Source organism: Pseudomonas sp. B22129 (genome assembly GCF_044218875.1).
GTDB lineage: Bacteria > Pseudomonadota > Gammaproteobacteria > Pseudomonadales > Pseudomonadaceae > Aquipseudomonas.
In genome coordinates this window covers 3,633,038-3,659,281 of sequence record NZ_CP162592.1, presented here as the reverse complement: position 1 = coordinate 3,659,281, position 26,244 = coordinate 3,633,038, and the positions used below count along the sequence as shown (strand labels likewise).

General features: G+C 61.1%; 20 protein-coding genes and 3 tRNA genes. 3 read left to right on the top strand and 20 right to left on the bottom strand.

All coding sequences use genetic code 11. The features are described from left to right. Positions 1-98: 98 nt before the first annotated feature. A complete protein-coding gene (locus AB4P94_RS16920; protein WP_395606529.1) occupies positions 99-1,382 on the top strand; it encodes an NAD(P)/FAD-dependent oxidoreductase in 1,284 nt (427 codons plus the stop codon). A gap of 153 nt (positions 1,383-1,535) precedes the next feature. Here the strand turns inward: AB4P94_RS16920 and AB4P94_RS16915 are convergent. From AB4P94_RS16915 to leuC, 19 genes are all read right to left on the bottom strand, one after another. Then, positions 1,536-1,612, bottom strand: a tRNA-Asp gene (locus AB4P94_RS16915). 105 nt (positions 1,613-1,717) lie between these two features. Next, positions 1,718-1,794, bottom strand: a tRNA-Asp gene (locus AB4P94_RS16910). A gap of 55 nt (positions 1,795-1,849) precedes the next feature. After that, positions 1,850-1,925 (bottom strand) — tRNA-Val (locus AB4P94_RS16905). 107 nt (positions 1,926-2,032) lie between these two features. Beyond that, the gene (locus tag AB4P94_RS16900) at positions 2,033-2,797 is read right to left on the bottom strand and encodes an SDR family oxidoreductase (RefSeq protein ID WP_395611347.1); all 765 of its coding nucleotides are present in this window, start codon (positions 2,795-2,797) and stop codon (positions 2,033-2,035) included. 11 nt (positions 2,798-2,808) lie between these two features. Next, positions 2,809-4,020, bottom strand: coding sequence for an O-succinylhomoserine sulfhydrylase (locus AB4P94_RS16895; protein WP_395606528.1), 1,212 nt, complete (start codon positions 4,018-4,020; stop codon positions 2,809-2,811). Positions 4,021-4,085: 65 nt separating this feature from the next. Beyond that, positions 4,086-5,591, bottom strand: coding sequence for an amidophosphoribosyltransferase (purF, locus tag AB4P94_RS16890; protein ID WP_058426877.1), 1,506 nt, complete (start codon positions 5,589-5,591; stop codon positions 4,086-4,088). 41 nt (positions 5,592-5,632) lie between these two features. Beyond that, a complete protein-coding gene (locus AB4P94_RS16885) occupies positions 5,633-6,190 on the bottom strand; it encodes a CvpA family protein (protein WP_003192538.1) in 558 nt (185 codons plus the stop codon). Between the two features lie 245 nt (positions 6,191-6,435). Beyond that, on the bottom strand, positions 6,436-7,098 hold the full coding sequence (locus AB4P94_RS16880) for an SPOR domain-containing protein (RefSeq protein ID WP_395606527.1): 663 nt from the start codon (positions 7,096-7,098) through the stop codon (positions 6,436-6,438). Continuing rightward, positions 7,082-8,389, bottom strand: a complete 1,308-nt coding sequence (gene folC, locus AB4P94_RS16875) for a bifunctional tetrahydrofolate synthase/dihydrofolate synthase (RefSeq protein WP_395606526.1) — start codon at positions 8,387-8,389, stop codon at positions 7,082-7,084. The genes AB4P94_RS16880 and folC overlap by 17 nt, the downstream gene beginning before the upstream one ends. Further along, positions 8,386-9,306, bottom strand: coding sequence for an acetyl-CoA carboxylase, carboxyltransferase subunit beta (accD, locus tag AB4P94_RS16870; RefSeq protein ID WP_078738128.1), 921 nt, complete (start codon positions 9,304-9,306; stop codon positions 8,386-8,388). Before accD ends, folC begins: the two co-directional genes overlap by 4 nt. A gap of 244 nt (positions 9,307-9,550) precedes the next feature. Beyond that, entirely contained in the window at positions 9,551-10,183 is a 633-nt protein-coding gene (locus tag AB4P94_RS16865) for a phosphoribosylanthranilate isomerase (protein ID WP_395606525.1), read from the bottom strand. A gap of 63 nt (positions 10,184-10,246) precedes the next feature. Beyond that, on the bottom strand, positions 10,247-11,071 hold the full coding sequence (truA, locus tag AB4P94_RS16860; RefSeq protein ID WP_053128844.1) for a tRNA pseudouridine(38-40) synthase TruA: 825 nt from the start codon (positions 11,069-11,071) through the stop codon (positions 10,247-10,249). Positions 11,072-11,300: 229 nt separating this feature from the next. Continuing rightward, positions 11,301-13,844 carry a FimV/HubP family polar landmark protein gene (locus AB4P94_RS16855; protein WP_395606524.1) on the bottom strand — a complete coding sequence of 848 codons (2,544 nt, stop codon included), beginning with the start codon at positions 13,842-13,844 and terminating at the stop codon, positions 11,301-11,303. Between the two features lie 162 nt (positions 13,845-14,006). Further along, positions 14,007-15,017, bottom strand: coding sequence for an aspartate-semialdehyde dehydrogenase (locus tag AB4P94_RS16850; protein ID WP_395606523.1), 1,011 nt, complete (start codon positions 15,015-15,017; stop codon positions 14,007-14,009). Between the two features lie 242 nt (positions 15,018-15,259). After that, a complete protein-coding gene (asd, locus tag AB4P94_RS16845) occupies positions 15,260-16,372 on the bottom strand; it encodes an aspartate-semialdehyde dehydrogenase (RefSeq protein ID WP_395606522.1) in 1,113 nt (370 codons plus the stop codon). 64 nt (positions 16,373-16,436) lie between these two features. After that, positions 16,437-17,519 (bottom strand): 3-isopropylmalate dehydrogenase, encoded by a 1,083-nt coding sequence (gene leuB / locus AB4P94_RS16840; protein WP_016970952.1) that lies wholly within the window; start codon positions 17,517-17,519, stop codon positions 16,437-16,439. A gap of 53 nt (positions 17,520-17,572) precedes the next feature. Next, positions 17,573-18,337 (bottom strand): class I SAM-dependent methyltransferase, encoded by a 765-nt coding sequence (locus AB4P94_RS16835; protein WP_395606521.1) that lies wholly within the window; start codon positions 18,335-18,337, stop codon positions 17,573-17,575. A 136-nt stretch (positions 18,338-18,473) separates the two neighbouring features. Then, positions 18,474-19,118 carry a 3-isopropylmalate dehydratase small subunit gene (leuD, locus tag AB4P94_RS16830; protein ID WP_058426887.1) on the bottom strand — a complete coding sequence of 215 codons (645 nt, stop codon included), beginning with the start codon at positions 19,116-19,118 and terminating at the stop codon, positions 18,474-18,476. Between the two features lie 10 nt (positions 19,119-19,128). After that, positions 19,129-20,547 carry a 3-isopropylmalate dehydratase large subunit gene (gene leuC, locus AB4P94_RS16825; RefSeq protein WP_049712328.1) on the bottom strand — a complete coding sequence of 473 codons (1,419 nt, stop codon included), beginning with the start codon at positions 20,545-20,547 and terminating at the stop codon, positions 19,129-19,131. Between the two features lie 147 nt (positions 20,548-20,694). Here leuC and AB4P94_RS16820 point away from each other — a divergent pair, with 147 nt between their 5' ends. Both AB4P94_RS16820 and AB4P94_RS16815 read left to right on the top strand, forming a co-directional pair. After that, entirely contained in the window at positions 20,695-21,585 is an 891-nt protein-coding gene (locus AB4P94_RS16820; protein ID WP_395606520.1) for a LysR family transcriptional regulator, read from the top strand. Positions 21,586-21,650: 65 nt separating this feature from the next. Next, a complete protein-coding gene (locus tag AB4P94_RS16815) occupies positions 21,651-24,929 on the top strand; it encodes an EAL domain-containing protein (RefSeq protein WP_395606519.1) in 3,279 nt (1,092 codons plus the stop codon). A 2-nt stretch (positions 24,930-24,931) separates the two neighbouring features. Here AB4P94_RS16815 and AB4P94_RS16810 read toward each other — a convergent pair whose 3' ends face one another. Beyond that, the gene (locus tag AB4P94_RS16810) at positions 24,932-26,206 is read right to left on the bottom strand and encodes a hypothetical protein (protein ID WP_395606518.1); all 1,275 of its coding nucleotides are present in this window, start codon (positions 26,204-26,206) and stop codon (positions 24,932-24,934) included. Positions 26,207-26,244 lie beyond the last annotated feature (38 nt).

Here is a 26,244-nt window from a genome sequence, read left to right as displayed (position 1 = left end):
GCGGCGGGCATGTTTGTGATTTTGGGGTGGCTGGCAGGCAATTTTCAACTGAGGTAGGATCTCGGCACTCGTAAAAAATATAAAACAGAGGTTCCAGGATGGCGAACACCCCCTACCCCCAGTCGTATTACGCCGCGTCCGCAAATGCAGTTCCACCCCGGCCGATGCTGCGAGGTGAAGTCGAAACGGATGTGTGCGTGATCGGTGCCGGCTATACCGGGCTTTCCAGCGCGTTGTTTCTGCTGGAAAACGGCTTTCGTGTGACCGTCCTGGAAGCCGCCAAAGTGGGGTTTGGCGCCTCGGGCCGCAATGGCGGGCAGATCGTCAACAGCTACAGCCGCGATATTGATGTGATCGAGCGCAGCGTCGGCCCCAAGCAGGCGCAGCTGTTGGGGAATATGGCGTTTGAAGGCGGCAAGATCATTCGCGAGCGAGTGGCCAAATATCAGATCCAGTGCGACCTCAAAGACGGCGGCGTGTTCGCTGCACTCAACAGCAAGCACATGGGCCACCTGGAGTCGCAGAAACGCTTGTGGGAACGCTACGGCCACACGCAACTGGAGTTGCTGGACGAGCATCGCATCCGTGAAGTTGTAGCCTGTGACAACTATGTCGGCGGCTTGCTGGACATGAGCGGCGGGCATATCCATCCGCTCAACCTTGCGCTGGGTGAAGCGGCAGCCGTGGAATCGCTGGGCGGTGCCATCTATGAGCAATCGGCGGCAGTGCGCATTGAGCGCGGCGCCAACCCGGTGGTGCACACGGCCGAGGGCAAGGTCAGGGCCAAGTTCATCATCGTCGCGGGCAACGCCTACCTGGGCAACCTGGTGCCGGAGCTGGCAGCCAAGTCGATGCCGTGCGGAACGCAAGTGATCACCACCGCGCCTTTGGGTGATGAGTTGGCCAAGACGTTGTTGCCGCAGGATTACTGCGTCGAAGACTGTAACTACCTGCTTGACTACTACCGCCTCACAGACGACAAGCGCCTGATCTTCGGCGGCGGCGTGGTCTATGGCGCGCGGGATCCGGCGAACATTGAAGCGATCATCCGCCCCAAGATGCTCAAGGCCTTCCCGCAGCTCAAGGATGTGAAGATTGACTACGCCTGGACCGGCAATTTCCTGCTGACCCTGTCGCGGTTGCCGCAAGTGGGCCGCTTGGGCGACAACATCTATTACTCACAGGGCTGCAGCGGCCATGGCGTGACGTACACGCACCTGGCGGGCAAGGTGTTGGCGGAAGCCCTGAGGGGCCAGGCAGAGCGTTTTGATGCGTTTGCCGACCTACCGCACTACCCCTTCCCGGGCGGGCAATTGCTGCGCACACCGTTTGCGGCCTTGGGGGCCTGGTATTACGGGTTGCGGGATAAGCTGGGTTTCTGAACACTTGTAGTGAGCGGGCTTGCCCGCTCACTACAGTTCCAAATCGCAGAAACAAAAAACCCCGGTCTTTCGACCAGGGTCTTTGCTATCGGATCAAAGAAGCTTGACGCTTGCTTTGTGCTTCAAGGCGTTCAGTGGGCCTTGAAGCAGATATGGCGCAGCGGACGGGACTCGAACCCGCGACCCCCGGCGTGACAGGCCGGTATTCTAACCGACTGAACTACCGCTGCGTATCGCTTGACCGGTTAAGCGTAACGCCTCAACCGTCTTTAAACATCTGACTGATCAGCCTCGGCTGTTCAATCTCAAACCCGACTACTCAGGCCTGGAAAATATGGCGCAGCGGACGGGACTCGAACCCGCGACCCCCGGCGTGACAGGCCGGTATTCTAACCGACTGAACTACCGCTGCGCGTCGGTGCAACCTTTAACGTTGCGTCTTGCCCGAAGGCAAAACTCTCAAGAAGTGGTGGGTGATGACGGGATCGAACCGCCGACCCTCTGCTTGTAAGGCAGATGCTCTCCCGGCTGAGCTAATCACCCTTTGCTTCGTTGAGGCCGCGAAATTTACGCAGGTAGCAGACCTAAGTCAATAGCCTGCTTGAAGTTTTTCTGAAAAAGACAAAATTGCTTCAAGACGGCCATGCGCCCTACTCGCTGTAAATCATCTTCTTGCTCATGCCGCCGTCCACGACAAACTCCTGCCCGGTGACAAACCCGGCCTGACGCGACAGCAACCAGGCCACCATCGCTGCCACGTCCTCTACGGTGCCCACCCTGCCCGCCGGATGCTGCGCGTGATCAGCGTCGCTCAGCGGCTCGGCGCGACGTGCCGCCGGATCACGCGCATCGATCCAACCCGGGCTGACTGCGTTGACCCGCACTTCCGGCCCAAGGCTCATCGCCAACGCATGCGTGAGGGCCAGCAGCCCCCCCTTGCTCGCCGCATAGGCTTCGGTGTCCGGCTCCGACTGGCGGGCCCGGGTTGATGCCAGGTTGACGATCGCACCGCCGTGAGCACGCAAATACGGCGCACAGTGCTTGGCCAGCAGCATCGGCCCACTGAGGTTCACCGCCAGTACACGGTTCCAGTAAGCCAGATCAAGACTTTCGAGGGTGATATTGCGCGGGTCGGCGACCGCCGCGTTACACACCAGCGCATCCAGGCGCCCGAATTGCCCCAGCACCTCGGCAACTCCCTGGGCCACTTGTTTTTCATCGGCCACATCCATCGTGATGAACCAGGCATTTTCACCCAGCACCCTGGATACTTTTGAACCGCGCTCGCGGTCCAGGTCGGTCAACACCACCTGCCAGCCTTCGCTGATCAACCAGGCGGCGATCCCCAGGCCAATGCCCCGCGCTGCGCCGGTGACCAGTGCGACACGCCCGTTACTGGCCGTCGCCGCCTCCATGGACCACTCGATCACAAGGCAGCCAGCCCGCGAGCCAGGTCTGCCTGCAAATCGGCCACATCTTCCAGGCCCACCGCGATGCGGATCAAGCTGTCACGGATGCCGGCAGCTTCACGCTCTTGCGGCGCCAAACGCCCATGAGAAGTTGTGCTCGGGTGCGTGATGGTGGTCTTGCTGTCACCCAGGTTGGCGGTGATGGAGATCAAGCGCGTCGCATCAATAAAGCGCCAGGCGCCCTCTTTGCCGCCCTTCACTTCAAAGCTCACCACCGCCCCGAAGCCACGCTGCTGGCGCTGGGCCAACTCATGCTGCGGATGGCTCTTGAGGCCGGCGTAATGCACCTTCTCGATGCCGTCCTGCTGCTCCAGCCATTCGGCCAGCGCCTGGGCATTGGCGCAATGCGCCTTCATGCGCAGGCTCAGCGTCTCCAGGCCCTTGAGGAAGATCCACGCATTGAACGGGCTCAAGGTCGGGCCAGCAGTGCGCAGGAAGCCGACGACTTCTTTCATCTGCTCGCTACGGCCGGCCACCACGCCCCCCATGCAACGGCCCTGGCCGTCGATGAACTTGGTCGCCGAATGCACGACAATGTCCGCGCCCAGCTTCAGCGGTTGCTGCAATGCCGGCGTGCAGAAACAGTTATCCACCACCAGCATGGCGCCCTTGGCGTGTGCCACTTCGGCCAGCGCGGCAATATCCACCAGTTCGGCCAGCGGGTTGGACGGAGACTCGACAAACAGCAGTTTGGTGTTGGCCTTGATCGCCGCATCCCAGCCGGACAGGTCCGCCAGTGGCACATAGTCCACTTCGATGCCGAAGCGCTTGAAGTATTTCTCGAACAGGCTGATGGTCGAGCCGAACACACTGCGCGATACCAGCACGTGATCACCGGCGCTGCACAGGCTCATCACCACCGCGAGAATCGCTGCCATGCCGGTCGCCGTAGCCACCGCCTGCTCAGCGCCTTCCAGGGCCGCAATACGCTCTTCGAACGCACGCACGGTCGGGTTGGTGTAGCGCGAGTACACGTTGCCCGGCACCTCACCGGCAAAACGCGCAGCGGCGTCGGCAGCGGTGCGAAACACATAGCTGGAGGTGAAGAACATCGGGTCGCCGTGCTCACCTTCCGGGGTACGGTGCTGGCCGGCACGCACAGCCAGGGTATCGAAAGCTACGCCATCGAGGTCGCTGTCCAACCGACCGGCATCCCATTCCTGACTCATGCTGCGACTCCTTACTCAAAGCTTTATTTAAGATACAAAACCGGCCCCTCAGGGCCGGTCGTTACTCAGTTGTTATACAGATCAATGATCGCGCTGACTGCCTGGGTCTTGATCTTCGACGAGTCGTTACGCGCCTGCTCGATCTTGTTCAGGTAGGCCTCGTCGACATCACCGGTCACATACTTGCCGTCAAACACGGCGCAGTCGAACTGCTCGATCTTGATCTTGCCACCGCCGACGGCCTCGATCAGGTCCGGCAGGTCCTGGTAGATCAGCCAATCAGCGCCGATCAGGTCGGCGACGTCCTGGGTCGAACGGTTGTGAGCGATCAACTCGTGAGCGCTAGGCATGTCGATACCGTACACGTTCGGGTAACGCACGGCGGGCGCTGCGGAACAGAAGTACACGTTCTTCGCACCGGCTTCGCGGGCCATCTGGATGATCTGCTTGCACGTGGTACCGCGCACGATCGAGTCGTCCACCAGCATCACGTTCTTGCCGCGGAATTCCAGCTCGATGGCGTTGAGCTTCTGGCGCACGGACTTCTTGCGCGCCGCCTGGCCCGGCATGATGAAGGTACGGCCGATGTAGCGGTTCTTCACAAAGCCTTCGCGGAACTTGACGCCCAGGTGGTTGGCCAGTTCCAGCGCAGCGGTACGGCTGGTGTCCGGAATCGGGATCACCACGTCGATATCGTGCTCAGGACGCTCGCGCAGGATCTTCTCGGCCAGCTTCTCGCCCATGCGCAGACGCGCCTTGTAGACCGAAACACCGTCGATGATCGAATCCGGACGCGCCAGGTAGACGTGCTCGAAGATGCACGGGGTGAGTTTCGGCGCCACGGCGCACTGGCGGGTGTGCAGCTTGCCGTCTTCGGTGATGTACACCGCTTCGCCCGGCGCGAGGTCGCGGATCAGGGTGAAGCCCAGCACGTCCAGGGACACGCTTTCGGACGCGATCATGTACTCGACACCTTCGTCAGTGTGACGCTGGCCGAACACGATCGGGCGAATGCCGTGCGGGTCACGGAAACCGACGATGCCATAACCGGTGACCATGGCCACCACGGCGTAACCACCGACGCAGCGGTTGTGCACGTCAGTCACGGCGGCGAACACGTCTTCCTCGGTCGGCTGCAGCTTGCCGCGCTGGGCCAGCTCGTGGGCGAATACGTTAAGCAGCACTTCCGAGTCGGAACTGGTGTTGACGTGGCGCAGGTCGGATTCGTAAATCTCCTTGGCCAGTTGCTCAACGTTGGTCAGGTTACCGTTGTGCGCCAGGGTGATGCCGTAAGGCGAGTTGACGTAGAACGGCTGAGCTTCGGCCGAGGTCGAGCTACCGGCAGTCGGGTAACGCACATGGCCAATGCCCATGTGCCCGACGAGGCGCTGCATGTGACGCTGATGGAACACGTCACGCACCAGGCCATTGTCCTTGCGCAGGAATAACCGGCCGTCGTGGCTGGTCACAATACCGGCAGCATCCTGGCCGCGGTGCTGGAGGACGGTTAGCGCGTCATACAGCGCCTGATTCACGTTCGACTTACCGACGATACCGACGATGCCACACATGCGACGCAACCCCTACTTAATGAATCTTGACTGAACACAACTTACTGAGGCGTTTTGGCCGGCAAGAGGTGTTCCTTGAACGGAAGATCAGCGGGTACGCTGATTCCGCTGGCCAGCCACTGACTGCTCCACCCCAAAATGAGGTTTTTGGACCAGTCTGCAACCAATAGAAATTTTGGCACGAGTACCGACTCCTGCCACCATGAATCCTGCTGTACTGGCCCCAGGCTCAACAGCCCGACCGCCACAACCACCAGCAACGCGCCGCGCGCAGCGCCGAAGGCCATGCCGAGAAATCGATCGGTCCCGGAGAGGCCGGTGACACGTATCAACTCGCCAATAAGATAATTGACCATTGCCCCCACCAGCAGCGTGGCGATGAACATGATGGCGCAGCCCGCAATGACGCGAGCCGAAGGTGTTTCGATGTACCCGGCCAGGTAAACCGACAGTGAACCACCGAACATCCAGGCTACGACTCCTGCAATGATCCAGGTCAGCAACGACAGTGCTTCTTTTACGAAGCCGCGGCTTAGACTGATCAAAGCGGAGATGGCGACGATTGCAACGATCGCCCAATCAACCCAGGTAAATGGCACAGTGCAGCCTACGTACGGATAAGGCGGCGCATTTTAGCAGAGCGCCGGGCTATCGGTAAGCTGTGATTGCGGGTGCGTTGCAAATCAATGGGTTGTCTATCTTGGGATCATCACAAAACCAATGTGGGAGCTGGCTTGCCTGCGATAGGGCCGGGACATTCAACATCACTGTTGACTGAACTACCGTCATCGCAGGCAAGCCAGCTCCCACATTCAGCTTGCATTCCAACCACAGACCTACGGTATCAACCGCGCTCAGGCTGGAATCGGGTGACAAAACCCTTGAGGTTCTGCTGGCGATCCAGCAGGTCCCGCAGGCGATCCGCCTCGGCGCGCTCGATCAGCGGCCCGATAAACACGCGGTTCTTGCCTTCGGCGCTGCGGATGTAGGCGTTATAGCCCTGGCTGCGCAGCTTTTTCTGCAAGGCATCGGCACCTTCACGATTGCCCAGGCTAGCCACTTGGATGGACCAACTGATTGGCAAGCCATTCGGGTCGATGCGGCTCTGACCCACATCCGGCTTGCCCGGCGCAGCAGGTTGCGGCGCTACTGGCTTGGGCGCAGGCGCTGGTGCGGCCGGTTTGGCGACCACGGCCGGCGCCGGAGCAGGCGCCGGCTTGACCACCGGCACGCTCGGCTGCACTGGCGTCGAAGGCGCCTGTTGCTGGGCCACTTCTTCGCTACTCGGCACCGGCTCTTCGGGCAACGCCTGCGGCTCCGGCACCACCACCGGCTCGACCTGAACCTGCGGCATCACCGGGGCCTGCGGAGCAGCCGGAGCCTCTACCACCACCTGGCGCTGTTCATCCTGGCGGGAAAACAGCATCGGCAGAAAAATCACTGCCAATGCCACCAACACCAGGGCTCCGACCATTCGCTGCTTGTATGCGCTATCCAGTAATGCCATGTGCAGCTTCCTCCGTGGAGCGCCGGGCCAACCACTCAAGCGCCTCGGCAACACAATAAAATGATCCGAACAACAGAATCTCGTCATCGGCCGTCGCCACCGCGCATTGCGCCTCAAGCGCAGCGGTAACGCTTGCATACGACGTCACCGGCGCACCAAGGTTCTGCAACGCCGATTCGAGCTCAACGGCCGGACGGCTGCGTGGCGTATCCAGCGGCGCTACCGCCCAGGACTGAACGTTGCCCAGCAACGGCGCAACCACGCCGCCCAGGTCTTTGTCAGCCAGCAGCCCGAACACCGCCAGGCGACGACCGACCGGCGGTGTGCGGGAAAGGCGTTGCGCCAGATATTCGGCGGCATGAGGGTTGTGCCCCACGTCCAGCAGCAGGTTCAACCGCTTGCCTTTCCATTCAAAGAAACGACGATCCAGACGGCCAACCACGCGTGTCGACAGCAAGGTCGCAGCAATCTGCTCAGCATCCCACGGCAGGTCCAGCAGCAGATAAGCCTGCAAGGCCAGCGCTGCGTTTTCCATCGGCAGGTTCAGCAGCGGCAAATCACGCAGTTCCACCACTTGCCCGCGTGCATCCCGACCGCGCCACTGCCAGTGCCGAGTGCCAATATCCAGATTGAATTCACGGCCGCGCAGGTAGAACGGGCAATCCAGCTCGCGCACCTTGTCGAGCAAGGTATGCGGCGGATCGATGTCACCACACAATGCAGGCTTGCCCTGGCGGAAAATCCCGGCCTTTTCAAAGGCCACGGATTCGCGGGTATTGCCCAGGTAATCGGCATGGTCGACACCGATGCTGGTGATCAGCGCGAGGTCGGCATCCACCACGTTGACGGTGTCCAGACGCCCACCCAAGCCGACTTCCAGGACGACCACATCCAATTGCTCACGCTCGAACAGCCAAAAAGCTGCCAGGGTGCCCATTTCGAAATAGGTCAGGGAGATATCGCCGCGCCCGACATCGAGTGCGGCGAAGGCTTCGCAGAGTTGCTCGTCAGTAGCTTCGACGCCATTGAGCTGCACCCGCTCGTTGTAACGCAGCAGGTGCGGAGAGTTATACACGCCCACTTTCAGCCCTTGGGCCTGCAGTAGCGCGGCGACAAAGGCGCACGTAGAGCCTTTGCCGTTGGTGCCGGTCACCGTGATTACACGCGGTGCCGGGCGGCCCAACCCGAGGCGGGCCGCTACCTGTTGCGAGCGCTCCAGGCCCATGTCGATGGCTGACGGATGCAACTGCTCAAGGTAGGCGAGCCATTCGCCCAGGGTACGTTGGGTCATAGGTTTGCAGGCACCGGCGGAACGACGATAGGTTCGATTTTAGGCGCGACGTACACAGGCGTCGGCAGGCCCATCATTTGTGCCAACAGGTTACCCAGGCGTGGGCGCAACTCGCCACGCGGGATGATCAGGTCGATTGCGCCGTGCTCCAGCAGGAACTCGCTGCGCTGGAAGCCTTCCGGCAGCTTTTCACGCACGGTCTGCTCGATCACGCGCGGGCCGGCGAAACCGATCAGCGCTTTTGGCTCGCCGACGATCACGTCACCCAGCATCGCCAGGCTGGCGGAAACACCACCGTAGACCGGGTCGGTCAGCACGGAGATGAACGGAATGCCTTCTTCGCGCAGACGCGCCAGTACCGCAGAAGTCTTGGCCATTTGCATCAGGGAAATCAGGGCTTCCTGCATCCGCGCACCGCCGGAAGCGGCGAAGCAGATCATCGGGCAGCGATTTTCCAGGGCGTAGTTGGCGGCGCGGACAAAGCGCTCACCGACGATGGCACCCATGGAGCCGCCCATGAAGGAGAATTCGAAGGCGGACACCACAACCGGCATGCCCAGCAGCTTGCCACTGACGGAAATCAGCGCGTCTTTCTCGCCAGTCTGCTTCTGCGCAGCCGTCAGGCGGTCCTTGTACTTTTTGCCGTCGCGGAACTTGAGACGGTCAACCGGCTCCAGGTCTGCACCCAGCTCGGCACGGCCATCAGCATCCAGGAAGATGTCGATACGCGCGCGCGCGCCGATACGCATGTGGTGGTTGCACTTGGGGCAAACGTCCAGGGTCTTTTCCAGCTCAGGGCGGTACAGCACCGCGTCGCAGGATGGGCACTTGTGCCACAGACCTTCAGGAACCGAGCTTTTTTTCACCTCGGAACGCATGATCGAAGGGATCAGTTTGTCTACTAACCAGTTGCTCATGCTTTCTTTCTCCAGTACCGGTGGCTTGAACACAGCCCCGCGTATGCCCTTGAGCTAAATTCATATGTGGCGATGATGCGTGCGGGACGGGGTCATACGTTCGACCTGCCATTTCCCGCCTGCATCCTCAGCCTTCCAGACAACCTGCCCGTGCAGGGTTGCCACTTCATTACCGGGCCGCCCACAGGTAGCGCCGGGCTGTTTTACACAGTGGTAGTTATGGACGGCGGCAGACTGCCAGCCGTCACATACCGTTACCACTGTCGCGCACAGCCTGCATGAATGCGCGAATCTTGCCGTGATCCTTGATGCCCTTGCCCTGCTCTACCCCGCCACTGACATCCACGGCATAGGGCCGGACCTGCTCGATTGCCGCCCCGACATTCTCGGGGTTGAGCCCGCCAGCCAGGATAATCGGCTTGCTCAAGCCTTCTGGAATCAGCGACCAGTCAAACGCCTCGCCGGTACCGCCGGGCACGCCTTCAACATAGGTGTCCAGCAGAATCCCGCGCGCGCTGGTGTAGGCAGCACACGCGGCGGCAATATCATCCCCGGCCTTGACGCGCAGCGCCTTGATGTACGGGCGCCCGTAGCTTTCGCATTCCTCAGGGCTTTCGTCGCCGTGAAACTGCAGCATGTCCAATTGCACGGCATCCAGGGTTTCGTTGAGTTCGCAGCGGCTGGCATTGACGAACAAGCCGACGGTGGTCACGAACGGCGGCAACGCAGTGATGATCGCCCGCGCCTGCAACACATTCACCGCACGTGGGCTCTTGGCATAAAACACGAAACCAATGGCATCCGCCCCCGCCTCGACTGCCGCCAGCGCGTCTTCTATGCGGGTAATCCCGCAAATCTTGCTGCGAACGGCTGGCATGTCGTGAAACCTCAACGGTTGGGCAGAGAAAGTCCCGGATGGTAACAAAAGCTATTCCGGGCGTCAGCCGCCAAGTTCGCTGAAACCTGTGAGGAAGTGTGGCCCGATGAAACGCTGCGGCAGCTCGAACTCGTCGCGGTACTCCACATCCACCAAATACAGGCCGAACGGATGCGCAGTCACACCGCCAGTACGGCGCACACGGCTTTCCAGCACTTCCCTGGCCCACTCCACCGGGCGCTCGCCCGTACCGATGGTCATCAACACACCGGCAATGTTGCGCACCATATGGTGCAGAAACGCGCCGGCGCGGATATCCAGCACGATCATCTTGCCGTGACGGGTCACCCGCAAATGATGAACTTCCTTGATCGGCGACTTGGCCTGGCACTGGCCAGCCCGAAAGGCACTGAAATCATGCACCCCGACCAGATGCTGCGCGGCTTCGGCCATGCGCTCGGCGTCCAGCGGGCGGTGGTTCCAGGTGATTTCTTCGTTGAGGTGCGCCGGGCGGATCTGATCGTTATAGATCACGTAGCGGTAACGCCGAGCGATGGCTTTGAAGCGCGCATGAAAGTGCGCGGGCATGACCTTGGCCCAACTGACGCTGACGTCATGGGGCAAATTGATATTAGCGCCCATCACCCACGCTTTCATGGTGCGCTCGGCCTGGGTATCGAAGTGCACCACTTGGCCGCAGGCGTGCACACCGGCGTCGGTACGCCCGGCGCACATCAGGGAGACGGGCGAGTCGGCAACTTTTGACAGCGCCTTCTCCAGGGTTTCCTGCACCGTCAACACACCGGAGGCCTGGCGCTGCCAGCCGCGATAGCGCGAGCCTTTGTATTCCACGCCCAGGGCGATGCGGTAAAAGCCTGCGGCCGCCATTTCGGCGGCCGCGTTATCTATATTTGCCAAGAACTGAGAGCCTGATGAGTTGCGCAAAGGCGGCCATTATAGGCGGCAAACCTGAGCTTGGGCCATTTAGTGGGGCTGGCCAGTGAGAAGCTGATTTGTGTGGGAGCTGGCTTGCCTGCGATTCAGGCGACCCGGTCCTTCAGCCAAACCTGGTTGATGCTATCGCAGGCAAGCCAGCTCCCACAGAAATGCAAAACGATTACGCCAACCGGCCGAGCATTTCCTTGGCCTCGCCACGCTGGGCCTCATCGCCTTCGGTCAGCACTTCGGAAAGGATATCCCGTGCGCCGTCGACATCGCCCATGTCGATATACGCCTGGGCCAGGTCCAGCTTGGTGGCGACCTCGTCGGTGCCCGACAGAAAATCGAACTCCGGCTCATCACTGTCCAGTGCCGCGTCATCAGCGGTAAAGGACGGCTCGATCGGCGGGTGTTCCAGGCTCTGGGACAGGCGGTCCAGCTCGGCATTCACGTCATCCAGCTCAGACGCAAAGGCATCAGGCTTGGCCGCTGCCGGCGTGGCGGGTTCGTCGGCCAGGGACAGGTCGAAGTCTTCCGGCAAGTCGAAATCGTCCAGCGCGGCAGGCGCCAGGGTCGGTGGCTCTGCCGCAGGAGCGTCCTTCATCTGCGCTTCAAGACCGGAAAGAAAGTCATCTTGCGACGCCGGCTCGTCCAGTTGCAGGTCGAGGTCAAAGTCCGACAGGTCGTCCGGGCTGGCCTTGGCCTCAGTCTGCTGTTGCAGCACCGACTCGAAGCTCAGTTCGTCTTCCGGCTTGACCACAGCAGGCGAAGCGGTTTCCAGATCATCCAGGCTCAGGTCGAAATCCGTATCGAACGCTTCAGGCTCCGGGGCGGGCGCTGCCGGCTTGTCTTCCAGCAGATCCTTGACATATTGCGCATCGAGCGCTGCAGCGGCGACGGCGGCGCTTACGCCGGCGGCCAACACAGCCATGGCCGGGAAGCGACTCTTGAGCTGTTCAACCTGAGCGTGGTTTTCACCATTGGCCACCAGTTGACGCTCCTGAGTGACGAAACCGTCCTTGTCGCCTTGCAGGCCATACACTTCCAGTAACTTCAAACGCAGGTCGCTGCGTTTCGGCTCTTGCTTGATCGCTTGCTCAAGCACGTCGGCGGCCTGGTTCAGGTGGCCTCGGTCGATATGGGACTGGGCTTGTGCCAGCGCATCGCTGGAATTCTGCGCAGCCACGGCGACGGCCAGGGGTGCCAGCACCGAGGCGACTGTCGGCACCACAACCGGCTCAACCGCTGGCGCAGGTGCCGGGGCAGCAGCCAACTTGACGTTTGGCGGCGGGACTTCCAGGCCTTCGAAGCTGTCAGGCGGCAAATCGTGATCGACGTTCGCGGTGAGTGCTGGCTCTTCGGCCAGCGCGCGCGCCATGCGCAGGTGTTTTTCCTCTTCGCGGCGGGCATTGCGATGGCGTGCCCACAGCAGCAGAAGCAGCAACACCACCAACCCTGCCGCGCCACCGATGACGCCAAGAACAATGGGATTGGTCAGCAGGTCATTGAATTTGCCTTCGGTGCTCGCAGGAGCAGCATCCGGCTTGACCGGCTCAAGCGTGGGCGCTGCAGCCGTGGATGTTGCAGCAGGCGCAGCCGGAGTGGCAGCCGGGTCGGCGACCACTTGCGCAGGCATCGCGGTGGCTGCCGGGTCGCCTTTTTCCGCCTGCAAGCGGGCCAACTGGTCGTTTTTCAGCTGAATCAGCTTTTGCAGCTTGTCCAATTGGCTCTGCAGGTCGGCCGCGCGGCTTTTCAACTCTTCGTTGTCGCGGCGGGTGGTGTCCAGCTGTTCCTGGGTCATCGCCAGTTTGTCGCTCAGCGCCCGGCTGTCACCGGCCTTGCCTTTCGCGCCTTTCTTGGCGGATTCGGCCGAAACCAGGCTCAAGTTGTCCTTGGCATTGGTGCTCGAAGGCGCATTGCCCGCTTCGGTGCGCTTGGTAGCATCCAGTTGCTGCTTGCCCAGCGCCTGATTGCTGGCCGTGCGACGACCTTCACGCCAGGCGGCATTTTGTGCGGTCACTTCTGCAATGGCCTGGGGCTGCGGCAGGCTGGTGGCCTGCACGTGATCGGGCAGGCGCAGGACCTGGCCGGTTTTCAAACGGTTGATATTGCCGTCGACGAAAGCATCCGGGTTGAGCGCCTGAATGGCGAGCATGGTCTGCTGTACCGAGGCACCATGGCGATTCTTCTCGGCAATTTCCCACAAGGTATCGCGGGACGTCGTGGTGTGTTGCGCAGCTTTGCTGACAGCCGGGGCCGTCGTTGTCGGCGCGCTCAAGCGGGGAGCAGCGGCAGGCGGTTTAGCGGCCGGTGCTTGCTCAAACTTGGCAGGATCCAACAGCACGCTGTAGTCACGCATCAGGCGGCCATTGGGCCATTGCACCTGCAGCAGGAAACGCACATAGGAATCAGGGAGCGGCTTGCTGGAAGTGACACGCACCACGCTGCGACCGCTCGGGTTGACCACTGGCGTGAACGTCAGGTCATTGAGAAACGCCTGGCGATCCACGCCCGCGTCAACAAACGCTTGGTCAGACGCCAGGCTTGGCGTGATCTCGGAAGCGGTCAGGCCGCCGACATCGAGCAATTCAATTTCCACCGACAGTGGCTGGTTCAACTTCGACTTGAGGGTCATCTCCCCCAGCTGCAGCGCCTGCGCCATACCGGAAGACAGCGCCGAGGCGGCCGCTATTGCTAACACCAGTTTGCGAACTTGAACCATAGCCTCATCCTTTGTCTGAACACTCCCCGACTTGCGAGAAGGTGGGTAACCGCTGCCATAAGGCATGGCGAGCCGATAGGTCACCGACGCGCAACTGTTCCTGCCTGGGGCCAAGCATAGCGCCTGGTTAGAATCAATCTACAAATTGGCGCCAAGTATCTTTTACACAAGGCCTTTTATCAACAACTGAGCCAGCTGCACGGCGTTCAGCGCAGAGCCTTTGCGTACGTTATCTGACGTCAGCCAAAGATTTAGTTCCGCCGGGTCATCCACACCTGCGCGAACTCTTCCTACATAAACCACATCCTGACCGACCGCATCGCCCACGGCTGTGGGGTAATCGCCCTCTTCCACCAACTCGATACCTGGCGCGGCATCCAGTGCGCGGTTGACGGCGGCCAGATCCACCGGCGCGCCCAATTGCAACGACACCGTCAGGCTATCGCCAAAAAACACCGGGGCTTGAACGCAGGTTGCAGAAATCTTGAGTAAAGGAGTTTCCAGCACTGCACGCAATTCGTGTACGAGACGTTTCTCCAGGGCTGTATGACCTTCGGTATCTGGCGTGCCGACTTGTGCCAACAGGTTGAAGGCCATCTGCCGGTCAAAGAACTTCGGCTCCAGCGGGCGCACGTTCAACAGCTCAGCGGTCTGACGGGCGAGCTCGCTGACGGCTTCACGGCCTTGGGCGGAAACGGCCAGGCTGGCGGTGACGCTGACACGCTGGATATCCAACACTGCGCGCAAGGGTGCCAGGACGACCGCCAGGTTGGTGGCGGACGGACTCGGGCTGCCCAGTTGGAAGGGCTTTTTCAGGCCTTTGAGAATGTGGGCATTGGCTTCCGGGACCACTTGGGGCGCCTGATCGGCCGGCAAGGCGCCGGACAGGTCGATCACCGAGCACCCCGCCGCAATGGCGCGCGGAGCGAAACTCAGGGTCACGGCCGGGCCAGCCGCGAAGAACGCGAGCTGAGCCTTGCTGAAGTCAAATTCATCGACTTCCTTGACCCGCACGTTTTTGCCGCGAAACGGTACCGATGCACCGGCAGAGTTATTGCCGGCCAGCAAGTACAGGGTGCCCACAGGGAACTCCAGTTCTTCGAGGATCTGCACCAGGGTTTCGCCGACGGTGCCGGTGGCGCCAATCACGGCGATTTCAAAGGTCTGGGTCATGGGGGCTGCCTCGGGCATTGCGGGGGGAGCGGCACTTTACCGGGTGGCGGGGCAATTGGGCCAGTTTTTGTGGCGAAGCTGATGGCCTCTTCGCGAGCAAGCCCGCTCCCACATTCGACCGAGTTCCTTCAGTTGAAATGCAATCAAATGTGGGAGCGGGCTTGCTCGCGAAGAGGCCCGATAGAACAACAAAAAACCCGCGCCTGTCACCAGTCGCGGGTTTTTCATACAACGCTAAGCGATCAACGCTCCAGCAAAATCCGCAGCATGCGGCGCAGCGGCTCGGCCGCACCCCACAGCAGTTGGTCGCCCACGGTGAACGCGCCCAGGTATTGGGTACCCATGTTCAGCTTGCGCAGACGGCCTACCGGTACATTCAGTGTGCCGGTGACCTTGGTCGGGCTCAGCTCCTGAATGCTGACATCACGGTTGTTCGGCACCAGCTTGACCCATGGGTTGTGCTGGCTGATCAGCCCTTCGATATCGGCAATCGGCACATCTTTGTTCAGTTTGATGGTCAGCGCCTGGCTGTGGCAGCGCATGGCACCGATGCGCACACAGATGCCATCCACCGGGATCGGGCTCTTGAAGCGACCCAGAATCTTGTTGGTCTCGGCCTGTGCCTTCCACTCTTCACGGCTTTGGCCATTCGGCAGCTCTTTGTCGATCCACGGGATCAGGCTACCGGCCAACGGCACGCCGAAGTTCTCGGTCGGGTAAGCGTCACTGCGCATGGCTTCGGCCACACGGCGGTCGATGTCGAGGATCGCACTGGCAGGATCCGCCAGTTGGTCGGCGACAGCGGCGTGGGTCGCGCCCATTTGCTTGATCAGTTCACGCATGTTCTGCGCGCCGGCACCGGAGGCCGCCTGATACGTCATGGCACTCATCCACTCGACCAGGCCGGCTTCGAACAAGCCGCCCAGCCCCATCAGCATCAGGCTGACGGTGCAGTTGCCACCGATGTAGTTCTTGGTCCCGGCATCCAGCTGCTGGTCGATCACCTTGCGGTTGACCGGGTCCAGCACGATGACCGCGTCATCCTGCATGCGCAGGCTGGAGGCGGCGTCGATCCAGTAACCCTGCCAGCCAGCTTCGCGCAGCTTGGGGAAGACTTCACTGGTGTAGTCGCCACCCTGGCAGGTCAAAATCACGTCGAGGGTTTTCAGCTCTTCAATGCTGTAGGCGTCTTTGAGCGCAGAGATATCCTTGCCCACGGACGGCCCTTGGCCACCCACATTCGAAGTGGTGAAAAACACCGGCTCAATAAGATCGAAATCCTGCTCTTCCAGCATCCGCTGCATGAGCACGGAACCGACCATACCGCGCCAACCGATCAGACCTACACGTTTCATCGCAACTACACCTTGTTAAAAAGTGGGCCGCCTGCAGCAAACTTCTGCAAGGGGGCCCGAGAGATTACAGATTCCGCAGCGCGGCGACTACTGCGTCGCCCATTTCTTGCGTCCCGACCTTGGTGCAACCCTGTGACCAAATGTCACCGGTGCGCAAACCCTGGTCCAGCACCAGGCTGACGGCCTTCTCGATGGCGTCTGCGGCTTCACTCAAGTTGAAGCTGTAACGCAGCATCATCGACACCGACAAAATCGTCGCCAACGGGTTGGCAATGCCCTGGCCCGCGATGTCCGGCGCCGAACCGTGGCAAGGCTCGTACATGCCCTTGTTGTTGGTGTCCAGGGACGCCGACGGCAGCATGCCGATAGAGCCGGTGAGCATCGAGGCCTGGTCGGACAGGATGTCGCCGAACAGGTTGTCGGTGACGATCACGTCGAACTGCTTGGGCGCGCGCACCAGTTGCATGGCGGCGTTGTCGACGTACATGTGGCTCAGCTCGACGTCCGGGTAGTCCTTGGCGACTTCTTCGACGATTTCGCGCCACAGCTGGCTGGAAGCCAGGACGTTGGCCTTGTCCACCGAGCAGACCTTCTTGCCACGCACACGGGCCATGTCGAAACCGACGCGGGCGATACGGCGGATTTCACTCTCGCTGTACGGCAGGGTGTCGTAGGCCTGGCGCTCGCCATTTTCCAGCTCGCGCACGCCACGTGGCGAGCCGAAGTAAATGCCGCCAGTCAGTTCACGCACGATCAGGATATCCAGGCCCGCGACCACTTCCGGCTTCAGGCTCGACGCGTCGGCCAGTTGCGGGTAGAGGATCGCCGGGCGCAGGTTGCCGAACAGGCCCAGTTGCGCGCGGATTTTCAGCAGGCCGCGCTCAGGGCGGATGTCACGCTCGATCTTGTCCCATTTCGGGCCACCCACGGCGCCGAGCAGTACGGCGTCGGCCGCACGGGCGCGGTCCAGGGTTTCGTCAGCCAGGGGCACGCCGTGCTTGTCGATGGCGGCGCCGCCGATCACGTCGTGGCTCAGTTCGAAGCCCAGGCTGTACTTGGTGTTGGCCAACTCCAGGACCTTGACCGCTTCGGCCATGATTTCCGGACCAATACCGTCGCCAGGGAGAATCAGAATCTGCTTGCTCATGCGTTCCTCATTTCATCAAGCGACCCGCCCGCGGGCAGGTCGGGAAAAATCAATCAACGTTCGGCAAAGACCACCAGCACGTCAGTGCTGAAAGTGCCGTCGGCCTGAATGTCGTAGTAATCGCGCACTTCCTGGCCCATCGCCTGTTGCAGCTCAAGGATGGCCGCACGCAGCACCTCGGGCGTGCGCATGCGCTCGACCCATGAGGTGTATTCCAGGCGCAGGCGTTGACGGCTGCTGGTGCGCACATGCAAACCGGACTCGCTGAGCTGCTGTATCCACTCGGCGGCGGAATAATCGCGCACGTGGCTGGTGTCACGCAGCACTTCGACGGTTTGCAGGTAAGTGTCCAACAACGGGCTGCCCGGTGACAAGACGTCCACGAAAGCTGCCACGCCCCCCGGCTTGAGCACGCGGCGCACTTCGCGCAGGGCCACGCCGAGGTCGCTCCAGTGGTGAGCCGAGTAGCGGCTGAACACGAAGTCGAACTCGCCATCGGCGAACGGCAAACGTTCGGCGGCGCCGTGGACGGTGCGGATGTTGCCCAGGTTCCGGTCTTTCGCAGCGGCTGCGACCACGTCGAGCATCTGCTGGGAGAGGTCGTAGGCCACCACTTCTTTAACCAGTGGCGCCACGTGGAAACTGACATGACCGGCACCACAGCCCAAATCCAGCAGTCGCGCACCGCCCTGCCCGGCCAGTTCGGCCTGCAGCAGCGCGAATTCGGTACCTTGGGCGTGCACGGCACTGCTCAGGTAGGCCGAGGCTTGCTCGCCGAATTGTTTTTGCACGACTTGGGTGTGGGCGGTGGTGGTCATGGTGGTTTTCCTTGGGTTTTGGGGTGTTGGTACTGGCGCTATCGCAGGCAAGCCAGCTCTCACATTCGATTGTATTCACCGATCAAAATGTGGGAGCGGGCTTGCCCGCGATGGGGCCCGCACGGTCTACCGCCAATCAGGCATCACGAAACAACCAAGGCTGGCTGGCCCGGTGCCTGGCCTCAAACGCGGCAATCGCATCGCCGTCCTGCAAGGTCAGGCCGATGTCGTCCAGGCCGTTGATCAGGCAGTGCTTGCGGAACGCATCCACCTCAAAGTGATACACCTTGCCATCCGGGCGGGTCACGGTTTGCGCGGCCAGGTCGACGGTCAGTTGGTAGCCCTCTTCGGCTTCCACCTGCTTGAACAGCTCGTCCACTTCGGCATCGCTCAAGATGATCGGCAACAGGCCGTTCTTGAAGCTGTTGTTGAAGAAGATGTCGGCATAGCTCGGCGCGATGATGCTGCGAAAGCCATATTCTTCCAGGGCCCACGGTGCGTGCTCACGGCTGGAGCCGCAACCGAAGTTCTCACGGGCCAGCAGTACGCTCGCGCCCTGGTAACGCTCGGCGTTGAGCACGAAGTCCTTGTTCAGCGGGCGCTTGGAGTTGTCCTGGTAGGCGTAGCCCACGTCCAGGTAGCGCCACTCGTCGAACAGGTTCGGGCCAAAGCCGGTGCGCTTGATCGACTTCAAGAACTGCTTGGGGATGATCTGGTCGGTGTCGACGTTGGCGCGATCCAAAGGGGCGACAAGGCCGGTGTGTTGGGTAAAAGCACGCATCGGGTATTCCTCAGATCAATTCGCGAACGTCGATGAAACGACCGTTGACGGCCGCCGCAGCAGCCATGGCCGGGCTGACCAAGTGGGTACGCCCACCGGCGCCCTGACGCCCTTCGAAGTTACGGTTGGACGTAGACGCGCAATGCTCGCCCGACTCCAAACGGTCCGGGTTCATCGCCAGGCACATCGAGCAGCCCGGCTCGCGCCATTCAAAACCGGCTTCGAGGAAGATCTTGTCGAGGCCTTCGGCTTCAGCTTGCGCTTTGACCAGACCCGAACCCGGCACCACGATGGCTTGCTTGATGGTCGAGGCAACTTTGCGGCCCTTGGCGATCACCGCCGCCGCGCGCAGGTCTTCGATCCGCGAGTTGGTGCAAGAACCGATGAACACACGGTCCAACTGAATGTCCGTGATTGCCTGATTGGCTTTCAAACCCATGTACTTCAGGGCGCGCTCAATGGAGCCGCGCTTGACCAGGTCCGCTTCTTTAGCCGGGTCCGGCACGTTCTGGTCAACGGCCAACACCATTTCCGGCGAAGTGCCCCAGCTCACTTGTGGCTTGATCTGGGCTGCGTCGAGTTCGACCACGGTGTCAAACACTGCGTCGGCGTCGGAGACCAAGTCTTTCCAGGCTTCGACCGCTGCGTCCCAGTCTGCGCCCGCCGGTGCAAATGGGCGCCCCTTGACGTACTCAACGGTCTTTTCGTCCGCCGCCACCATGCCTACGCGGGCACCGGCTTCAATGGACATGTTGCAGATGGTCATGCGGCCTTCGATGGACAGGTCGCGAATCGCGCTGCCGGCGAATTCGATGGCGTGGCCGTTACCGCCAGCGGTGCCGATCTTGCCGATCACGGCCAGTACGATGTCTTTAGCGGTCACGCCAAACGGCAATTTGCCCTCAACGCGAACCAGCATGTTCTTCATCTTCTTGGCGACCAGGCACTGGGTGGCGAACACATGCTCCACCTCGGAGGTGCCGATGCCGTGGGCCAGGGCGCCAAACGCACCGTGGGTGGAGGTGTGGGAGTCGCCGCACACCACGGTCATGCCCGGCAAGGTAGCGCCCTGCTCCGGGCCGATCACATGCACGATGCCTTGACGCACGTCATTCATCTTGAATTCGGTGATGCCATATTCGTCGCAGTAGTCGTCGAGGGTTTGCACCTGCAAACGCGACACGGTGTCGACGATGGCGTCGATCCCGCCCTTGCGCTCAGGGGTTGTCGGTACGTTGTGGTCCGGGGTGGCGATGATGGAGTCAACGCGCCAAGGCTTGCGCCCGGCCAGCCGCAGGCCTTCGAACGCTTGGGGCGAGGTCACTTCATGGATGATGTGACGGTCGATATAGATCAGCGACGAGCCATCGTCGCGCCGTTTCACTTCATGGGAATCCCAAAGCTTGTCGTAAAGCGTTTTGCCGGCCATCAGTCGGTCCTCATCATCGGTCTTTCTATGCCCCGGGCCTTGAGACATTCAATAACCCTTTGGCTTGTGAGGCTGATGGTATGGCGCTACATTAAATAACTCAAATTCATATTTTTTATGCTTTGGATTACCAACTGGAATACAACTATGGACCTGGCCAACCTCAACGCCTTTATAGCCATCGCCGAGACCGGCAGCTTCTCCGGCGCCGGCGAACGGCTGCACCTGACCCAGCCCGCTATCAGCAAGCGCATTGCCGGGCTGGAGCAACAACTGAAGGTACGCCTGTTCGACCGCCTGGGCCGCGAAGTCGGCTTGACTGAGGCGGGCCGGGCCCTGTTGCCGCGCGCTTATCAGATTCTCAACGTATTGGACGATACACGCCGCGCGCTGACCAACCTGACCGGCGAAGTCAGCGGCCGCCTCACCCTGGCCACCAGCCATCACATTGGCCTGCACCGCCTGCCGCCGATCCTGCGCACGTTCACCCGGGAATACCCGAATGTGGCGCTGGACATTCAATTTCTCGATTCGGAAGTGGCCTACGAAGAAATCCTCCATGGTCGTGCCGAAGTGGCGGTGATTACCCTGGCACCCGACCCCCATCATTTAGTGCGCGCCACACCGGTGTGGGACGACCCGCTGGATTTCGTGGTGGCCCCGGAGCACAGCCTCACCGGCAACACCACGGTCAACCTGGCAGACATTGCCGGCCACCCGGCGGTGTTTCCCGGCGGTAATACCTTTACCCACCATATTGTCAGCCGGCTGTTCGAGGCCCAGGGCCTGACGCCGAACATCGCGATGAGCACTAACTATCTGGAAACTATCAAGATGATGGTGTCCATTGGGCTGGCCTGGAGCGTGCTGCCGCGCACCATGCTGGATGAGCAGGTGGCAAGCATCGCATTGCCGGGCATACAGCTCAGTCGCCAGCTAGGCTATATCGTGCACACCGAAAGGACGCTGTCGAACGCTGCGCGGGCTTTCATGAGCCTGTTGGATGCACAGGTCGATCTGCCAGGGATACCGGCATGAAGCTGTGCGGCCTCAAGGCCTGAAAAAACCGCGCCGAATGCCCATCGAGCCAAGGCCCTTTGATAATGCGCAACCCCGTTGATTCCGTGCCACCTTTGCCCCGCATCTACGCCCTTGACCCCCAAGAGGCGGAGCAAAGCTGGGACAGCGCCCCGCAGTTGCTGGCAGCCCTCAACGCTGCCCGGCTGGGTGCGTGGTGCTGGGAAATCGACACCGGGCGCATCAGTTGGTCACGGGGCACCCAGGCGCTGTTCGGCTTCGACCCGCGCCAACCGCTGCCCAAAGACCTCGATTACCTGGACCTGCTGGCGCCCGAAGACAGCGCCCGCGTGGTGCGGGCCTTTCATGCCGTGTTGGCGGGCGAACCTTTCGAGCAGGCCATGCACCACCGCATCCAGTGGCCCGACGGTAGCCTGCACTGGCTGGAAATCAACGGCAGCCTGGCGCCGGACAAAACCGGACGAAGGCGAATGATCGGGGTGATTCGCGAAATCACCCACCAGCGCGACCGTGAAAGCGCCCTCAGCCACTCTGAAAAACGCTTCGCCACGTTGTTTCACCTCTGCCCGAACATGGTGTTGCTCACCCGCCAATCCGATGGACGGATCAGTGAAGCCAACCAGTATTTCGAAATGCTGTTCGGCTGGCCGGTGGCCGACGTCATCGGACGCACCACCCTGGAGCTGGGACTGTGGCGTCATCCGGAACAGCGCGCGCTGCTGGTCAAGGCCACCCAGCGCAAAGGCGAGCCCATCACCATGGAGGTGCAATTCTGCGCCAGCAATGGCCAGATCCACGACGGCACCCTCAGCGCGCAAAAAGTCGAGCTGGAGGGCGAGGCTTACCTGATCAGCACCTTTCTTGACACCACCGAACGCAAGAACGCCGAGCAGGCCCTCAAGGACAGCCAGGAACGCCTTGACCTTGCCCTGGACTCGGCGCAACTGGGCACCTGGGACTGGCACATCCCCAGCGGCATGCTCTACGGCTCGGCCCGCGCCGCCCAATTGCACGGCTTGCCACCGGAGCCGTTTCACGAACCCTTCGATGCGTTTTTCGAAGGCATGTCCGATGAGGAACGCGAGGGCATGCGCAACGCTTACCGCAGCCTGCGCGAAGGCCCGGACGGCAACTACCAGTTGACCTACCGCGTGCTGATGGAAGACGGCAGCCCGCGCTTTCTGGAAAGCCGCGCGCGCCTGTATCGCGATGAAGCCGGCAAGCCGCTGCGCATGGCCGGCACGCTGCTGGACATCACCGACCAGGTGGAACGCGAGCAACGCCTGACCGCCTCCGAAGAAAAATTCGCCAGCCTGTTCCAGGCCAGTCCCGACCCGATCTGCGTCACCAGCCTGGACAGCGGTGCCTTCATCGAAATCAACCCGGCCTTCACCCAGACCTTTGGCTGGACCGCCGCCGAAGTCATCGGCATCAGCGCCGAGCAAATTGGCCTGTGGGACGATTCGAGCAAGCGCCTGCAGCGCATCGAACGGGTGATCCGCGAGCAGTCACTGAGCAATGTGGCCATCGTGGTGCATCACAAGAGCGGCCAGATATTGACCTGCGTGATTTCCAGCCGGCTGATCAAGGTCAGCGACCAGCCGTGCATCGTCACCACCCTGCGCGATATCACCCAGCAACAACGCTCGGAAGCTGCACTCAAGGCCAGCGAAGAGAAGTTCGCCAAGGCCTTCCACTCCAGCCCCGATGCGATTTCCATCACCGAGCGCGACACGGGGCGTTATGTGGAGGTCAATGACGGCTTCTGCCGCCTGACCGGCTACCGCGCCGAGGAAGCCATTGGCCTGACCCTTTACCAGATAGGCATCTGGGCCGACGAAAACCAGCGCTCTGCGCTGTTGGCCGAGCTGCATATCAAGGGCCGCATTCATCACCTGGAGATGCTCTGGCACAACAAGCGCGGTGAACTACTCGCGGTGGAAGTCTCGGTAGAACCGATCACCCTGAATGAAACGCCCTGCCTGCTGCTCACCGCGCGGGACGTGAGTTTGCTCAAAAACGCCCAGGCGCAGATTCGGCACCTGGCCTACCATGACCCGCTCACCAACCTGCCCAACCGCGCCTTGCTGATGGACCGCCTGAGCCAGCAGATCGCCCTGCTCAAGCGCCACAACCTGCGCGGCGCGCTGCTGTTCCTCGACTTGGACCACTTCAAACACATCAACGACTCCCTCGGCCATCCGGTGGGCGACACGGTACTGAAAATCGTCACCGCGCGGCTGGAAGCCAGCGTGCGCATGGAAGACACCGTCGCGCGCCTGGGCGGCGATGAATTTGTGGTGTTGCTCAGCGGCCTGGACGGTACGCGAACGGAAGTCAGCCGCCAGGTGCAGGAGTTGGCCGACACCCTGCGCGAATTGCTCTCGGAGCCGATGTTTCTCGATGGACATCGCTTGCAGGTCACACCGAGCATTGGCGTGGCCCTGATTCCCGATCACGGCTCGACTCCAGCGGATTTGCTCAAACGCGCCGACATCGCCCTCTATAGAGCCAAGGACTCCGGGCGCAACACCACGCAGATGTTCCACAACAGCATGCAGAAAACCGCCAGTGAGCGGTTGCGCATGGAAACCGACCTGCGCCTGGCGCTCTCACGCGGCGAATTCAGCGTGCACTATCAACCTCAAGTGGATGCGCGCGGCAACAAGATCGTGGGGGCCGAAGCCTTGGTGCGCTGGCAGCACCCACAGTTGGGTGCGCAATCCCCCACCGAGTTCATCAAAGTGCTGGAAGACAGCGGCCTGATCCTGGAAGTCGGCACCTGGATTCTCGATGAAGCCTGCAGCGCCTTTGCACAGTTGATTGCCGAAGGCCTGGTGGACCCGTTGAATTTCAGCCTGTGCGTCAACATCAGCCCCCGGCAGTTTCGCCAGAACGACTTTGTGGAGCGCGTGGAGCGCAGCCTCAAGACGCATCAATTACCCTTCAGCCTGCTCAAACTGGAAATCACCGAAGGCATCGTGATCCAGAACCTGGATGACACCGTGCTCAAGATGCGCCGCCTGAAACGCCTGGGCGTCAGCTTTGCGATGGACGACTTCGGCACCGGTTATTCCTCTTTGACCTACCTCAAGCGCCTGCCGGTGGACGCGCTGAAAATCGACCAGTCCTTTGTACGCGATGCCACCCACGACCCCAACGACGCCGAAATCATCCGCGCCATTGTGGCCATGGCGCGCAGCCTGAACCTGGAAGTGATCGCCGAGGGTGTGGAAACCCCGGAACAACTGGCATTCCTGCAAAAACTGGGCTGCCATTTGTTTCAGGGGTATTTGCACAGCCGGCCGTTGCCGATCGAGGGTTTCAAACGATTGCTGGGGTAGGCTCACACCAGCTTCAAGGCACGATATCCGCTGTTCATCCATCGCGAGGGCGTTAAATCGTGTTTTTGGCCGTAGTAATCCAATACGCCCTGCACCACAGCCATCGAATGGCCAAAATCAGCCAAGGTGCCGATGGCGCCATTCGCCAGCTCCGTGACGTCCGAGTCACGCAGATAGCCATACAGGCCCAGCCTGCGCAAGGCTTCCCCCGGATGTTCACCGTCATTCAAGGTGTCCAGGGCAACCGCAAAACCCTGGTCGCCCCTGAAATCATTGTTCTCCAACTGCGCGCGCTTGGCGCTGACGGCGTACAGGAAGTTGGCATCGTTCAGCAGCGCCTGATCTTCGCCGCGCAAGTTCGAAGCCTGCCGCGCCCTTTTCAACTCGTCATGGCTCAAGCACAGCTTGAAGCCGTCGCGCATCACCACCTCATAACCCTCGGGGGTGGCGCCGATATGTTTATAGATGCCAGCCGGGTTTTGCCCGAAGCGCATCATTGATGCCTTGATCGCGGAAACGGTGACACAATTACCCTCATTGCCCTGATAAAACCCGGACCAGACATCCGCGGGTTTTGCGCCGACGGCTACCGCAGACACGACCGCAGGGGCGCGGGCTTGGCGGTCATTATCAAAATTCAGCAGGCGAAACCCATACCCTCTATCCACTGGATAGCGGGCACCGTGGGCATACTTGACGCCGTCCAGGACCAGCGCATTTCCCCGATTATGGGTTTCCAACACCCCCACACGGCCCTCACCGACCATCTGTTGAGCGGGCACGTACTGAGCCAGGCCATACACCCCCATGCCTTGCAGACACCTGAGGGCAGTCTCGCCTTCCAGGGTTTTCGCCATCGCCGTCGCAAAATCCGCAAAGCCCCCCGTCACCTGCTTGCGCTTTACAAAAGCGGCGAACATGAAATTGGCGTCTCTGACCGCAACGTTATCCGCCCCTGTAAACCTGGAAGCAGCTGCAGCCAGTTTCAGTTCATCACGGGTAACTGCAACCTTGAACTCATCCTTCATCGTAATGACGTAACCGTCAGGAATGGGCCGAACCTGCTCAAACATCATCGCCGGCGTTCGCCCGAAGGTCATCATCATCATTTTGATGACTGCCGCATGGGTGCTGCAGTCGAAGTTTTCACCGAAACGCCGCTCGCTGGCATGGAAGGCGGGAATAGCGCCTGCCGGCTTTTGGCGTTCAAGTTGCGCTGAACGGCCGGTGTCGCCGTTCGCTACAGCAGTGGGTTGGTTTACCGAGCTTAAATGCATACAGTTGATCCTTTGGCGTAAGAAAAATCCAACCGCGA

Excerpts from the sequence above, each read along its gene's own strand:
- AB4P94_RS16920 (WP_395606529.1), top strand. The coding sequence starts at position 99 with ATGGCGAACACCCCCTACCCCCAGTCGTATTACGCCGCGTCCGCAAAT.
- AB4P94_RS16900 (WP_395611347.1), bottom strand. The coding sequence starts at position 2,797 with ATGGAGGCGGCGACGGCCAGTAACGGGCGTGTCGCACTGGTCACCGGC.
- AB4P94_RS16895 (WP_395606528.1), bottom strand. The coding sequence starts at position 4,020 with ATGAGTCAGGAATGGGATGCCGGTCGGTTGGACAGCGACCTCGATGGC.
- purF (WP_058426877.1), bottom strand. The coding sequence starts at position 5,591 with ATGTGTGGCATCGTCGGTATCGTCGGTAAGTCGAACGTGAATCAGGCG.
- AB4P94_RS16880 (WP_395606527.1), bottom strand. The coding sequence starts at position 7,098 with ATGGCATTACTGGATAGCGCATACAAGCAGCGAATGGTCGGAGCCCTG.
- folC (WP_395606526.1), bottom strand. The coding sequence starts at position 8,389 with ATGACCCAACGTACCCTGGGCGAATGGCTCGCCTACCTTGAGCAGTTG.
- accD (WP_078738128.1), bottom strand. The coding sequence starts at position 9,306 with ATGAGCAACTGGTTAGTAGACAAACTGATCCCTTCGATCATGCGTTCC.
- AB4P94_RS16865 (WP_395606525.1), bottom strand. The coding sequence starts at position 10,183 with ATGCCAGCCGTTCGCAGCAAGATTTGCGGGATTACCCGCATAGAAGAC.
- truA (WP_053128844.1), bottom strand. The coding sequence starts at position 11,071 with ATGGCGGCCGCAGGCTTTTACCGCATCGCCCTGGGCGTGGAATACAAA.
- AB4P94_RS16855 (WP_395606524.1), bottom strand. The coding sequence starts at position 13,844 with ATGGTTCAAGTTCGCAAACTGGTGTTAGCAATAGCGGCCGCCTCGGCG.
- AB4P94_RS16850 (WP_395606523.1), bottom strand. The coding sequence starts at position 15,017 with ATGACCCAGACCTTTGAAATCGCCGTGATTGGCGCCACCGGCACCGTC.
- asd (WP_395606522.1), bottom strand. The coding sequence starts at position 16,372 with ATGAAACGTGTAGGTCTGATCGGTTGGCGCGGTATGGTCGGTTCCGTG.
- leuB (WP_016970952.1), bottom strand. The coding sequence starts at position 17,519 with ATGAGCAAGCAGATTCTGATTCTCCCTGGCGACGGTATTGGTCCGGAA.
- AB4P94_RS16835 (WP_395606521.1), bottom strand. The coding sequence starts at position 18,337 with ATGACCACCACCGCCCACACCCAAGTCGTGCAAAAACAATTCGGCGAG.
- leuD (WP_058426887.1), bottom strand. The coding sequence starts at position 19,118 with ATGCGTGCTTTTACCCAACACACCGGCCTTGTCGCCCCTTTGGATCGC.
- leuC (WP_049712328.1), bottom strand. The coding sequence starts at position 20,547 with ATGGCCGGCAAAACGCTTTACGACAAGCTTTGGGATTCCCATGAAGTG.
- AB4P94_RS16820 (WP_395606520.1), top strand. The coding sequence starts at position 20,695 with ATGGACCTGGCCAACCTCAACGCCTTTATAGCCATCGCCGAGACCGGC.
- AB4P94_RS16815 (WP_395606519.1), top strand. The coding sequence starts at position 21,651 with ATGCGCAACCCCGTTGATTCCGTGCCACCTTTGCCCCGCATCTACGCC.
- AB4P94_RS16810 (WP_395606518.1), bottom strand. The coding sequence starts at position 26,206 with ATGCATTTAAGCTCGGTAAACCAACCCACTGCTGTAGCGAACGGCGAC.